Genomic DNA, 13,800 nt, shown 5'->3' with positions numbered 1-13,800 from the left:
ATAGGCATGCAAATTTGAAGTATAAGTATGGGAACAGGCATTTCTGGTGCAGAGGATATTATGTTGATACAGTAGGAAGAAATGCAAAAGTAATTGAAGAATATATCAAAAACCAATTACAAGAAGACATAGCTTCAGATCAAATATCATTCAAAGAATACATAGACCCGTTCACGGGTAGCAAGGAAACAAAGGCATGAAAAACGAACAGCCGCTTTAGCGGCTGCCCGTAATAGTAATGCGGTTGGCGGAACCATTCAGTGCGTCTTGAGACGCTGTGCCAGTAATATGCCCTTTTAGGGCTGGTGCATACCACCAGTTTAACTGGTGGTTTTGATTCTCGCAATACTTTTAGGCGGTCTTGGCGTAGACAGATTCTATGTTGGAAAGATTGGTAGCGGTATTCTTAAGCTGCTTACCGGTGGAGGCTTTGGTATCTGTTGGCTTATCGATATTATCCTTATTGCAGTAGGCACGCACTTTAATAATAAAATAGTACTCTATACGACCAATGCCGGTACTGCTTGTTTGCAGTATCGGCATTGTCATATCGTCGCCATAAAGCAGTATTATTCAACTATGCTACACCCAATCTTTCTTAACGCTGCCAAAGCACTTATTAGGTAGGCTTTTTTTACTAGAACATAGTCAGTATTATAGGTAGAAACAACAAATACGGGTATCTTGCTTTCAGCCAAAGCCGATGAAATGGCTGAGATTACCCCGGTGAGCGAAAAATCCAAAACGCCTTCAATTTTTAAGGCTTTCCAATCGGCTTCAGTGGCAATAGCGTCTTTGGGTACCTTATCTGCCTGACAAACCAACGAAAGCTCGTCATCTGTCTTTGCGAAAAAAACAAAATCAGCTTTAAAATCAATTTCCATCAAAGAACCAAGCTTACAAACAGCAAATTCGCCGTTTAATAGTATTAAACGCATTTTTTGTCCTTCTTTTTTATTTCGATTTTTCAAGGTAATACCGCACAGAGCGGCAATAACGAAAAAAGATGATAAATTACAGACTCAAATTCCAATTGCAAGTTGCAATAGTACTGAAATTAGCAATAACTTACAGTACAACGATGTAGGAACATAGCAGTCCAGAATTTGGTATTCTAGTTTTCGCAGCCCCACATGCTGCGATTTCTTTTAGCCATATGTAAAAACCTCCATTGCGGTGCTTCCATTTTACACCTCAATGAAGGTTTACACAAATTTCGGGATGAACTCCATAAGGCTTCGCCCGTCGATGAAAACCACCGACTTAACCAGTGAATGCTTATTGGTTTTTATAGGTTCTGTCTATTCAACGGTACTCACGGCATAGTCATCGTCACCGGTAAAATCGCTCGAAGCATCGTCGGAGTATTCCTCGTTGCTGAAGCCGTCGCTGTCACCCTTCAACTTAAACTGGCTGGTAAGCTTACGCAGCATCTCAGACTGTGACGAGAGCTCCTCGCTGGCGGCTGCAGTTTGCTGTGCGGTGGCGGAGTTTGTTTCAACAACAGCTGAAATCTGCTCCACACCTTGAGTAATATGCATGATAGCAGTTGCCTGATCATTGGTAGCAACCGTAATCTCACTAATCAGCTTGCTGGAGTTGTTGCAGTCTGCCACAATGTTATCCAGTGCCCCAGCGGTCTTTTTGGCAATGTCTACGCCTTTGCCTACAGCTGCGATAGAGGATTCAATCAGCTCCGTAGTGTTTTTAGCAGCCTGTGCGCTCTTGGTAGCAAGGTTTCTAACCTCGTCGGCCACCACCGCAAAGCCCTTTCCGGCGGCGCCGGCGCGCGCGGCTTCAACAGCAGCGTTCAACGCGAGAATGTTGGTCTGGAACGAGATATCATCAATTACTTTAATAATTTTAGCGATGTTGGCGGAAGCGCTGTGAATCTGCTCCATGGCATCGAGCATGTTGCGCATCAGTTCACTGCATTTTTCTACACTGCCAACTGTCTCAACCGAGAGGTTGTTGGCGTTCTTTGCGTTTTCGGCGTTCTGCTTAACCTGGTCGTTAACTTCTTTAATAGTAATCGACAGCTCTTCCACTGCGTTTGCCTGCTGCGTAGAACCCTGAGAAAGCGCCTGAGAAGCGCCTGAAACCTGCATGCTGCCGCTGGTAACCTGTTCGGCGGCGGTATTAATTTCGGAAATTGTGTGGTTCAGCGAATCAGAAATCTTCAGCAAAGCATCCTTGATGCTACTAAACTCACCCTCATACTCATTACGCAGAGTAAAAGAAAGGTCTCCCTCCGAGATGGCGGTTAATACCTCGGTAATCTCATCAATGTATAATACATAGTTGCTCAAACGGGCAACCGTCTTTTTAATAGCGCCAGCGAGGTCTCCAATCTCATCGTTAGAACGAACATTAACGGTAACATAGAAGTTGCCTTCGGCAATTTGAAGTGCAGCATCCTTAATCTTGTTAATTGGCTTTACTATAAAAAGTGTTGCCGTTAAAACAATAGCAAAGGTTAAAACAAGCATCAGGATGAATACGATAATCATCGGCGTGCGAATGCTGCTGGATGTGCCGGAAAGCTCTGTCATCGGTACTGTAAGTATCAATTTTGTACCGTCTGAACCTATTTTATTTATCGCGCAGATTGAAGGTACTGAATTAACCAACAGTAAATGCTCACTGTTATCATTTCCGCTTAATTTTTCATATTCACTGGCGATGAAATAATCCGTAATGGGCTTTCCGTCATATTTTCCATTGGTGCTCGCTGTAATAACATTAGCTGAATTAACCAATAGATAGAACCCGTTTTTACCATATTGGCTCCATTTTATGGCTTTCTGGGTCTCTTGCGCATTATTCATTGTTGTAATCTGTTGAGCTAGCTGCTGGTTTTGCTGAAGAATAATGTCTCCAAGTGCACCTTCAACATTACTGGTAACAAAAATTGTAATTAAAATGGCACAGATTATAAAAAGCGCCATTATCGGAGCAAAAATCTTGAGCAGCATCTTGAAAACCAGGGATCTCTTAAGCATAAAACTTCTCCTTCACTAACGTCATAAATATGGTCGCACTATGGTCGCGTAAATAAAAGTAATGAGTTTTGCTTAAAACAAGCTGGGCAAAACAGCAAAAATATGGGTTAATTAATACTATCGAAATTTTTCGGCTCTGTCAATTTTATTTTATAGTATAAAAGCTTAAAAATCAATGAAATCATACTTTATTAATAGAAAACTTTACATGAAATCTTGCTATAATTTGCACAGATGCAGAAAATATTTGGTTTTACTTTAGCGATAATTGTTGACTTATAAAATGTATATGATATGATAAATAAGTAATTAATAAACAATATTAACAAAAATATTGATTGGGAGATAAAAATATGAAGACTTTAGCAAGAGTATGCTGCCTTTTGTATGTTGTCAGTCTGCTAACAATCTTCATATCTGCCGAAGAATATAAGGAGGACTTTATACAGCCCGGGAGCAGCTATTGTACTTTAACAAACCTGCAGAAATGCAGCAAAGATATCGGTAAATTATTCTTAATCGGTATTATTCCTGATGCGTCAGGTTATGTGCTTCAGGATTACACCGAGGTAGGGAGTGCAGTTTTTAAGGTGTCGGGTGCACAGAACGTTAGTATTGGCTATTATACAATCTATGGGCCATATGTTGAACGTTCACTATCGGATGGAATGTACCGATTGTGCACTACGGCTACCGATGGTAAGAAACTTATACCGTTATATGATGCCTCCAGCAAAGGACTGTGTTTTCAGGATATCGGAAAGATTTTTTATTTGTCGTACCAATCAACCGGAGATATTATTTTTGCTGAACTGAACAAGGCTATTGCCCCAGAGGTACCAAAGCTCAGCAAAGCATATTTAAATGTATACTGTTCCGAAGATGGCAATACCTTCAGCCAAACTGGTACCAATATTGTACGTTGCTTATATGGAGATCAGCTCAATACTGTATCGAATAACGTCTATTGCGAAGCGGTGGCGCAGATCCCAAAGGGAAGTCGGTATATTAAAATTGAAATTAACCAGCCCAGCCGCATCGTTATGGAGGAGTCGCAGTGGGTTTCAATAAAACCGAATATTGCAACCTTATTGGCCAATGTCACTTTTACTGGCGAAAAGCTAGTTATGGGAGAATATAAAGACACCAACCCCTCCAGCCAGACATCCTCCTCGCTTCCTCAAATAAACAATCCCGGCTACGTAAGCGACATTTCTACTTCACAGAGTAGTGCACCTAGTCTAAACAGTAACTCACAGATCTATGAAGCCGGAACCGCTGGTAAGGTGATTATGGCTGTCGGCAGAGTCGAACACTCCGATCAGACAGCTTCATCCGATCTAATTAGTATTGAAGATAAGCCCGAACTAACTGGTTCTAACGTAAAAGCTATGCAGTCCACTTCAGTTTTTAGCGGTCAAACCAGTTCAAGCTATGAAGGAAAAGCTACAAATACTAACAACATACTGCAAGGTAATGCAGGAAAGGATTATTCCAAGGTTATAATTTTTGTATTAGGCATCATCATTATCCTAATGATTACATATACAGTTAAAAAGGCCGCTTTAAGTACCAAAAAAGCCCGAGCGTTACCCAATGTACCGAAAAAGGAAGAAGTTAATAAAATGGGTAAGGAACCACCAATAGTAACTCAAGAACCTTTAATATTAGCTCATAAGTCGCATCCCTCCACTGACGAAGACGCCCTTTCCGCAGAGTACTGGTTGTTTTAGTAAAGAAAGTATGGTATAATTACCCTTAACCCGTTGTGCAGCGATATACTGCCTGAAACGGGTTTTGTTTTACACAATCGATGTAACGGCATGGAAAGGAAGAGCTAATATGAATAATATGGGATATGTACCGGTGCAGAATATGGGGTATCCACAGCCACCCAGAAAGAAGTCCCGTGTGGGCATAATTATCGCGTGTGTTGCTGCCGGGGTGATATTCATCGGCGTTTTGGCGAGTATAATCATCTGGCTGATTTCAAACTATGGCTCGTCGCTCAACGGCAGGCTGGATATCATCCGTATTGAAGGGGAGATTACCTCAGCTGATTCTTCTTCTTTGTTTTCTACTGGCAGCGGTTACAATCATCAGTTTATCCTTGACACCATTGATGAACTGATAAAAGACGATTCCAGCAAAGGCATTCTGGTATTTTTGAATACTCCGGGCGGCGGTGTATACGAATCGGATGAAGTATATCTCAAGCTGCTGGAATATAAAGAAACCGGAAGACCGGTTTATGCCTACATGGGGCAGGTAGCGGCTTCCGGCGGCTACTATATCGCCTCGGCGGCCGATAAAATCTACTGCAACCGAAACACACTTACCGGTTCCATCGGTGTTATTATGGGTACTTATATAGATCTTTCCGGGTTTTTATCCCGATATGGCGTTACCACTAACACCTTTACCTCAGGCCCCAATAAATCAATGGGCAGCCAGTATGCTCCGATGACCGATGAACAAAAGAAGATTTTTCAGTCTATGGTAGACGAAGCCTACGAACAGTTTGTAGGTGTGGTGGCAAAAGGGCGCGGCATGCAGGTAAGTGATGTAAAAAGAATAGCCGACGGCCGGGTTTACACCGCAAAACAAGCTTTGGATAACAAACTGGTTGATAAGATCTGCACCTACGAAGAGGCACTCGATATCGTCAAGGAAGAGCTGGGTGATAAGGAACTGTTTGAAGATGAGCACAATCCTCCCCTAAAATCCGGCTTTGGCAGCTTGTTTTCATCCTTAAGCAAAATTGCGCCTAAGAATGAAGCCGAGGTCATTTTAGACACACTCAAAGCATACAATAAAACGGGGTATTATTGCCCTGAACTCGCGGAATATCATTAACCGGGAGGGAAGTCGTGTGCATCTGACCGTCAACGACCTCAGGCATAAAGAAGTAGTTAACATCAAAGACGGTGCACGTTTAGGCTGTGTATGCGATGTAGAGATCGATATGAGCTGCGCAAAGGTTATCGCACTGATTATCTACGGCAGGCCACGGTTTTTCGGTCTGTTCGGGCGCGCGGACGACATTTTTATCGGCTTGGATAATATCAAGGTAATGGGGGAAGATACCATACTGGTAAGTTTTGAGTATAACCCCCGGCCGGGCAGGAGAAAGTTCAGCATCTTTGAAAACTAGCGATTGCAACGGTTTGTATATAAATAAACGGCTTTAAAATACGGCTTTAAAATAGTATAAAATGTATTGCTTTTTTGCGCTTGCTGTGCTAAAATAAATCGTCAAGTCGATTGATCTTGGTTAAGGCTCTATTTTATGAGCTTTCCAAGGCGGTTGGCAGACGAAAATCACACGTTTTACAATTGCCCGCGGCGGTGCCTTAACCTGTTGTGCTTGTTTAGCGCAATGGCTTCGGCTTCGCGGCAAGTTGCGTAAAACGGCGGTTAACAACCAAATTTAGGAGGAAAAATTCAATGGCAGTTGTATCCATGAAACAGCTTCTTGAAGCCGGTGTGCATTTTGGCCACCAGACAAGAAGATGGAACCCCAAAATGGCGCCCTATATCTTTACCGAACGCAACGGTATCTACATCATCGACCTTCAAAAGACCGTGAAAAAGCTTGAAGAAGCTTACATGTTTGTTCGTGATGTGGCTGCAGATGGTGGTACAGTGCTTTTTGTAGGCACAAAGAAGCAGGCACAGGATTCTATTAAAGATGAAGCCGAAAGAGCTGGTATTCATTATGTGAACGCCCGTTGGCTCGGCGGTATGCTTACAAACTTTAAAACTATCCGTCGCAGAATCGCAAGGCTTGCACAGCTGCGCAAGATGCAGGAAGACGGCACCTTTGACGCGCTGCCCAAGAAAGAGGTTATCAAGTTAAACCTCGAAATCGAGAAGCTGGAGAAGTTCCTCGGCGGTATTAAGAATATGGATAAGCTCCCCGGCGCACTGTTTGTGGTTGACCCCCGCAAAGAGAAGATTGCGGTAGCCGAGGCTAAAAAGCTTGGTATTCCTGTGGTTGCAATTGTTGATACCAACTGCGACCCGGATGAGGTTGATTACGTTATCCCCGGCAACGATGATGCTATTCGTGCCGTTAAGCTGATTGCAGGCGCAATGGCTAATGCCGTTATGGAAGGCCGTCAGGGTGCTGAAGAGGTTCAGCCTGAGCAGTCCGCAGCGGATGCCGGTGCTGATGAAGAGTAATTATTAACCCGATATCTTGAATGCCCGGGCTGGTTGCGCGGGCATTCCTTTTAAACACCATCTGGTGCGAATATTTTGAAAGGATGATAAAAATGGCTTTTACAGCTAAAGATGTTGCAGATCTTCGTGAGAAAACCGGTTGCGGTATGATGGACTGCAAAAAGGCACTTACCGATGCAAATGGAGATATGGATAAGGCAATTGAGATTCTGCGTGAGAAAGGTCTTGCCGCTGCTACCAAGAAGGCTGGTAGAATTGCAGCCGAAGGCGTTGTGTATGCGACAGTTAATGCGGCCAAAAACGTTGGCGTGGTAATTGAAGTAAATGCCGAGACTGATTTCGTTGCAAAGAACGACAGCTTTAAATCGTTTGTTGAAACCTGCGCAAACACTGTTATCGAGCAGAACCCCGCCGATGTTGCAGCTCTTGAGGCCTGCAAAATCGCAAACGGTGGTACGATTGCCGACCTTCTGCGCGAGAAGATTCTTACTATTGGTGAGAATATTAAAATTCGCCGCTTTAAAAGAGCGGAAGGCGCTGTTATCACCTATGTACACGGCGGCGGCAGAATCGGTGTTATGGTTGAATTCGATACCACTGCAGAGATTGCTGCAAAGCCGGAGTTTGAGGCATTTGCCAAGGACGTTGCTATGCAGGTTGCAGCTGCAACACCTCTCTATCTGAACAAGGAAGCTGTTCCTGCAGGAGAGGTAGAGAAGGAGAAGGAGATTCTTACCGTTCAGGCTATCAACGAGGGTAAGCCCGCAGCAATTGCCGAGAAGATGGTAATTGGCAGAATTGCAAAGTTCTACAAGGATGTTTGTTTGCTTGAGCAGGCTTTTGTAAAGGATGCCGACATCTCGGTTGCACAGTATGCCGAGAAAACCGGTAAAGAGCTGGGCGGCAAGATTGTTGTTACCGGTTTTACCCGCTTTGAGAAGGGCGAAGGCCTTGAGAAGCGTCAGGATAACTTCGCTGATGAAGTTGCCAGCATGGTTAAATAGTTAGTCCTCAAAGACATTGAAGGGCCGTCTGTCAGACGGCCCTTCTTTTCTATATGCGGGTATATTTACCTGTATTATTTCCAAATACAATCTGTTATTTTAATAGTAAAAGCTTAAGGTTGCATATATTACATAAATACTATTGCTTGAGATTAAGTAAACTGCACAAATGTTAAAGGATTCACTAAAAACGACTAAATAAACCCTTAGGTATGCACTTTTGTTACTACATCCTGTATCGCATAAGGGAAAATAATAATAGGTTTAGCTGTTTTATGTAAAATAATTTGTATTTTTCTATTGACCTAAAAATCAACTTATTGTAATATAGAATTGTATAGGTATAGCAGAGGGGGATAAGCTGGTGAAGAGACTTGGCGCAATCGGCATCCTGTTATCTTTTGTATTATTATTTAATTCCTGCGGTAGCGCACAGCAAGCCGGTGTTTCATCCTCTCAGGCAGCTGCTTCAGTTGCACAGGAAAGCAGCATCGCCTATCCGCCCGAGCAGCCCGCATATGACAGCGAGGTTTCTCTTGATATTTCAATAGGCGGCAGCACCGTACAGGATGTATTTAATAAGCTTGACGAAACCTCTTCGTTAAGTGAATCCTCACAACAGGGCAGCGAGGCATCATCGTCTAAAGCTGCGTCGTCTAAAGCCGCTTCTTCCAAGGCTGCTTCGTCCAAAACAGCTTCATTGTCTGCTTCTTCAAAATCCACCTCTTCAAAATCAGCCGATACCCAGACAAAGGCGCCCTCCGGTGAACTGCGAGCCGTGTGGCTTTCTTATCTTGATTTAGAAACGATGTTAAAGGGTAAATCCGAGACCGATGCAAAAGCCGGCATAGATAAAGCCTTTGATAAAATAAAAGCACTTTCTATGAATGCGGTAATCGTACAGGTACGCCCGTTTGCCGATGCACTGTATGATTCTCAGTATTTCCCGTGGTCAAAAATTCTTTCCGGTACTCAAGGAAACAATCCGGGCTATGATCCGCTGGGCTACATGGTTAGCGCTGCGCATACGCGTGGTTTACAGATTCACGCATGGGTAAACCCGTACAGGGTGCTTACCACCACTGATATCAGCAAGCTTTCTGATGATAATATCGCAAAAAAATGGTATAACGAGAAAGAAGATTACACTATCATTATAGAATCCAAGGGGATCTTCTTTAATCCGGCACGTCCGGAGGTTCGCAAGCTTATCATCAATGGCATCAAAGAGCTGGTTTCGGGGTACGACATTGACGGTGTACATTTTGACGATTATTTCTATCCCACCACGGCGGCATCCTTTGATAAAACCGCCTACAGCGAATATACCGCAAACGGCGGCACCCTCTCGCTTGCAAACTGGCGTATGGATAACGTAAATACACTTATTAAGGATACCTACGCCGCTGTAAAGGCGATAAAATCCTCGGTACAGTTTGGGGTAAGCCCGCAGGCCAATGTGGATATTGACTACTCCGCGCAGTACGCGGACGTAAAAACCTGGTGTAAAACGGCAGGATACATTGACTATATTATGCCGCAGGTCTACTATGGCTTCGAGAATAATACCTGCCCGTATGAGGATACGGTTAAGCTTTGGAACAGTATGATAAAGGCAAGCGGCGTTAAGCTTTATGTAGGCCTTGCCGTTTACAAGATAGGAATTAAAGATCAATGGGCAGGCTCCGGCGCCGCTGAATGGCAGAATTCTTCCGACATTATTCAGCGTCAGGTTTCGGCTGCAAGGGAACAGTCGAAATTTGCGGGCTTCGCCCTTTACAGATACGATTCTGTTTTCAATCCAGCTTCCGGTGTTAAAACACAGGTAAGCGAGGAAATGAAAAATCTGCAGTCCATTCTGTAAAAATCAGCAAGTACAGGGGTGAATTCATTGTCAAGGATGAGTAAAAACAACAAGAGGTTGGGCATTGTTCTGGGAAGCAGCTTTGCGGTTATTACACTTATTGCCGGTATCATTGCGTTTGCTTTGAACGGCTCTTCGGTTACGCCGCCAAGTATCATTAATGCTAACGACAGTAAGGTTACAAGCAGTATGCCGGGTGAATCGGAAATTTCCTCTTCACAGCCGGGTGAGAGTATGTTCCCCGGTGCATCCGAGACACCTCAAACACCTGTAGTAACTCCGGTTTCCTTTAACCGCCCAGATGAATTGAAGGCAGTATACCTCATCCCAGGTGAGGATTTTATCCTTAAGAATACTACCTCGGCAGAGACGGTTCAGAAAGAGATCGATAACGCCATTGCCAAAACCAAAGAGCTTGGCATGAATGCGGTGATCATAAACCTGCGTTATAAAGATTCTGTTATCTATAAATCTGCTGTTTTTCCCTCTGTTGCAGGCGATTTTGATGCTATGGATTACCTTGTAAAGAAGGCAAAAGGCGAGGGGCTGTTTACTTACGCTGTTTATGACGCACTCGGTGTTCCTTCCGGTGATAAAATCGCTACAACCGACAATATCAACGGTGATACACTTGATATTATTGCAAAAGGCGTAAAAGAGGTAGCTCAGGGTTATACTTTAGACGGCATTATGGTTGACAACTATGCCAACGAGACCAACGACAATTCTTATGGCCTGTATGCACAGAACGGCATCCCCATCGGTTTTGAAAACTACATGTATCAGAACGACGAGGCAGTGGTTAAGACAATCTCGGATACTATTCGTTCCGTAAACCGCAATATCCAGGTAGGTATCTGTACCACCTCGGTATGGGCGAACAGTAAGACAAACGAAAGCGGCTCAAAAACGAGCGCCGAATTTCAGATGCTCTATGATGGCCATGCCGATGTAAAACAATACATAGAAAAAGGATATGCGGATTTCGTTTCGGTTAAGGCTTCAGGCGCTATTACCGATTCTGCCGTTCCGTTTGCTACTGTAATTCAGTGGTGGGCAGAGCTTGTGCAGCAAAAGAATATTCCTTTGTATATTGTTCATTCCGCTACAAAAGCTTGTACGGAAAATGCGGGGTGGAGCAGCCCGGACCAGCTTACCCGCCAGGTTATCGAAGCACGTAAGGTTACCGGCTATAAGGGGAGTGCATTTAACTCTCTCAAGGCGTTGGCAGCCGACCCAAAGGGAAGCACCGAGCTGTTGGTGAAGTATTATTCCAACCAAGTGAAGGTTGACCATATTCTAAAGGATCTGGCCATCACCCAGCCGGCAAAGAAATCTATTACCACCAATGAACCGACGATGCTGTTTAAGGGCGCTTCCGACCCGAACTTCCCCATTACGCTAAATGGGAAAGCACTGGAGCAGGATAAAAATGGATATATCTCCTATGATGCAGCGTTAAAACCAGGTGAGAATACTTTTACCTTTGAGCATAAGGAGAAAACCGTTACATACACCATTAACCGTGATGTTCAGGTGCTGAAAGAGGTTACACCGGCAGGCTCGATTTCTGCTGTAGGAAAGTCATCTTTAACGGTAACGGTTGTTGCCTATAAGGGCGCAAGCGTATCTGCTTCATTAGGCGGCCAAACAATAAACTTAAAGGAAGATACAAGGCCGGACGATTCCGATGTGGCTGATTCCAGCTACTGCCGCTTTATAGGAACATTCACTATGCCGTCCGCAACCTCGTCATCACAGTCATTGGGTAATATCTCCGTTAAGGCTACCGCGGAGGGGATTTCCGAAAGCAAAACAGGTGCCAGCGTGAAGGTTGCCCCGGCAATTAAGGTAGATACCGGTGACAGCGGCTCCACCGGCGGCGGTACCCCCGGAGGGGCGACCGGCAACGGTACCGGCAGGCAGGTTATTGTAACCGCCACTCAGGCTGAAACCTTCCCGATAGACCGAATCGATGATTATTCCGATCCTGACTGTCATCCTCTGCCCAAGGGAACCATCGATCGGGCGGTAAGCGATCAACTCAACTATTCCGATGGTAAATCCAGCTTTACCTATTACATTCTATCTTCGGGCGTAAGAGTTTACGGAAGCGATATCTCGTTTATTGATGATAAAAACCTTTCTTCCAATAAAATTTCCAAGCTTACGGTTGATAATAACGGACGAAATACGACAGTTTCGTTAGATATGAGTTGGCCGGTGCCCTACACGGTTAGCCTGAGCTCTACCGCCATGAATATCAATTTCAGAGATACCTCCGCTACACCGGGCAGCCTGTCTTCTCTTAGTAAAAACCCGATGTTCTCCAGTGCAACATGGTCGGGTACCACGCTGTCTTTAAAGATTAAATCCGGCGGTTTTATGGGCTATCAGGCAAACTACAGCGGCAATACATTGAATCTGGTGTTCAATAACCCGGCCCCGATACAACAGGCATCCAATTCCTATGGCTACACCCTGAGTGGTGCGCGTATTGTGCTGGATCCCGGCCACAACGATGCCGACCCGGGCGCACTTGGTTATATCGGCGGATTGGCTGAACGTGAGATTAATCGCGGAATAGCCAGCCGTACTGCGTCTATCCTTGAAGGCCTAGGCGCAACCGTTCAGATTAACCCCTCGCCTTCCACATCTTCGCTTGCAGGCCGAATGGCAAATTCCCTTGCCTTCAAACCCCATTTGTTAATCTGTATCCACTGTAACTCATCTACAAACAGGTCAGCAGCCGGCAGTGAAAGCTACTATTTTAACAGTTTCTCCTCCGCACTTGCAAGCTATGCCGCGTCTAATGTTTCATCTCGCCTAGGTACTACCAACCGTGGCGCAAAGTTTGGTTATTATTATATGACCCGCAACTTTGCGTTCCCGGCCACCTTAACCGAGTATGGTTTTGTGAGCAACAGTACCGAATACTATAAGATGATTGATGAAAGTGGCTTATCCTCAATGGCTGACGGCACAGTAGAGGCTATTATTGACTTCTTTAAGAGCCGATACAGCTCTTCGTCTACCGGTACCGAATCCACCGGCAAGGTGGCAAACGTAGCGGTGACAGGGGTAACCCTTAACCAGACTACTGCCACCGTTGAGGTAGGCAAAACCTTGCAGCTATTAGCAACAGTCGCCCCTGAAGATGCAACCAATCAGGCTGTAACATGGTCGAGCAGCGATAAAACCGTTGCAACCGTTGACGCTAAGGGCTTGGTAACCGCCGTAAAGGCCGGTACCGCGAAGATTACTGTTACAACGGCCGACGGCGGCAAAAACGCGCAGGCAACCATAACAGTGACCAATAGTTCAGTGGCGGTAAAGGGCGTATCGCTCAGCGTTTCGGAGTTTAACCTAGCGGTAGGGGCCACAAAATCCCTCAGTGCGGTCATAGAACCCAGTAATGCCACCAACAAGAAGGTTACGTGGAGCGTTGATAACCCCACAATAGCCACCATAGATGCAAACGGTACGGTAAAGGGTATTAAGGATGGTGTAGCGGTAATCATGGTAACCACAGATGATGGTTCCTACATTGCAACCTGCTTCGTATATGTGGGAAACAGCGCATCATCGTCTTCAAACTCATCCTCGGGTTCATCATCCCCTAGCTCTGCTGCCGTTACACCTTAGTATTTACTACTTTTAAATTATAAGAAGCAACCTGATGAGGGTTGCTTCTTTAGTATGTTGACCTTTATGCTAATCGGAATTATGGAATAAATAATTGTCT

At 44.7% G+C, this 13,800-nt stretch carries 11 protein-coding genes; 9 read left to right on the top strand and 2 right to left on the bottom strand.

The window, feature by feature from the left end:
- On the top strand, positions 1-200 hold a 200-nt coding region (locus BLR50_RS03605), incomplete at its 5' end, for a transposase (RefSeq protein WP_205408659.1).
- Between the two features lie 127 nt (positions 201-327).
- The gene (locus tag BLR50_RS03600; protein ID WP_242871683.1) at positions 328-627 is read left to right on the top strand and encodes a TM2 domain-containing protein; all 300 of its coding nucleotides are present in this window, start codon (positions 328-330) and stop codon (positions 625-627) included.
- On the opposite strand, the gene BLR50_RS03595 is transcribed toward BLR50_RS03600, so the two are convergent.
- Entirely contained in the window at positions 570-971 is a 402-nt protein-coding gene (locus BLR50_RS03595) for an ACT domain-containing protein (RefSeq protein WP_242871682.1), read from the bottom strand. The genes BLR50_RS03600 and BLR50_RS03595 overlap by 58 nt on opposite strands.
- A 330-nt stretch (positions 972-1,301) precedes the next feature.
- A complete protein-coding gene (locus tag BLR50_RS03590; RefSeq protein WP_092638641.1) occupies positions 1,302-3,002 on the bottom strand; it encodes a methyl-accepting chemotaxis protein in 1,701 nt (566 codons plus the stop codon).
- A gap of 353 nt (positions 3,003-3,355) precedes the next feature.
- On the opposite strand from BLR50_RS03590, the gene BLR50_RS03585 reads away from it, so the two are divergent.
- The 7 genes from BLR50_RS03585 (at position 3,356) to BLR50_RS03555 (ending at position 13,700) form a co-directional block, all read left to right on the top strand.
- Positions 3,356-4,735 (top strand): hypothetical protein, encoded by a 1,380-nt coding sequence (locus BLR50_RS03585; RefSeq protein ID WP_143008034.1) that lies wholly within the window; start codon positions 3,356-3,358, stop codon positions 4,733-4,735.
- 109 nt (positions 4,736-4,844) lie between these two features.
- Entirely contained in the window at positions 4,845-5,858 is a 1,014-nt protein-coding gene (sppA, locus tag BLR50_RS03580; RefSeq protein ID WP_242871681.1) for a signal peptide peptidase SppA, read from the top strand.
- Between the two features lie 16 nt (positions 5,859-5,874).
- Complete coding sequence (locus BLR50_RS03575; protein ID WP_092638639.1) at positions 5,875-6,156, top strand: YlmC/YmxH family sporulation protein; 282 nt, start codon at positions 5,875-5,877, stop codon at positions 6,154-6,156.
- Between the two features lie 293 nt (positions 6,157-6,449).
- The gene (gene rpsB / locus BLR50_RS03570; protein ID WP_092638638.1) at positions 6,450-7,187 is read left to right on the top strand and encodes a 30S ribosomal protein S2; all 738 of its coding nucleotides are present in this window, start codon (positions 6,450-6,452) and stop codon (positions 7,185-7,187) included.
- 92 nt (positions 7,188-7,279) lie between these two features.
- Complete coding sequence (tsf, locus tag BLR50_RS03565; protein ID WP_092638637.1) at positions 7,280-8,191, top strand: translation elongation factor Ts; 912 nt, start codon at positions 7,280-7,282, stop codon at positions 8,189-8,191.
- A 364-nt stretch (positions 8,192-8,555) separates the two neighbouring features.
- Positions 8,556-10,055 (top strand): glycoside hydrolase family 10-like protein, encoded by a 1,500-nt coding sequence (locus BLR50_RS03560; protein WP_092638635.1) that lies wholly within the window; start codon positions 8,556-8,558, stop codon positions 10,053-10,055.
- A 36-nt stretch (positions 10,056-10,091) separates the two neighbouring features.
- Positions 10,092-13,700, top strand: coding sequence for an Ig-like domain-containing protein (locus tag BLR50_RS03555; protein WP_092638634.1), 3,609 nt, complete (start codon positions 10,092-10,094; stop codon positions 13,698-13,700).
- Positions 13,701-13,800: the final 100 nt, after the last annotated feature.

It is taken from the genome of Acetanaerobacterium elongatum (assembly GCF_900103835.1).
GTDB classification, from domain to species: Bacteria; Bacillota; Clostridia; order Oscillospirales; family Ruminococcaceae; genus Acetanaerobacterium; species Acetanaerobacterium elongatum.
The sequence above is the reverse complement of the archived record's forward strand: the minus strand, read 5'-3'. Positions and strand labels throughout refer to the sequence as shown.

Excerpts from the sequence above, each read along its gene's own strand:
- BLR50_RS03555 (WP_092638634.1), top strand. The coding sequence starts at position 10,092 with ATGAGTAAAAACAACAAGAGGTTGGGCATTGTTCTGGGAAGCAGCTTT.
- BLR50_RS03590 (WP_092638641.1), bottom strand. The coding sequence starts at position 3,002 with ATGCTTAAGAGATCCCTGGTTTTCAAGATGCTGCTCAAGATTTTTGCT.
- BLR50_RS03585 (WP_143008034.1), top strand. The coding sequence starts at position 3,356 with ATGAAGACTTTAGCAAGAGTATGCTGCCTTTTGTATGTTGTCAGTCTG.
- rpsB (WP_092638638.1), top strand. The coding sequence starts at position 6,450 with ATGGCAGTTGTATCCATGAAACAGCTTCTTGAAGCCGGTGTGCATTTT.
- sppA (WP_242871681.1), top strand. The coding sequence starts at position 4,845 with ATGAATAATATGGGATATGTACCGGTGCAGAATATGGGGTATCCACAG.
- tsf (WP_092638637.1), top strand. The coding sequence starts at position 7,280 with ATGGCTTTTACAGCTAAAGATGTTGCAGATCTTCGTGAGAAAACCGGT.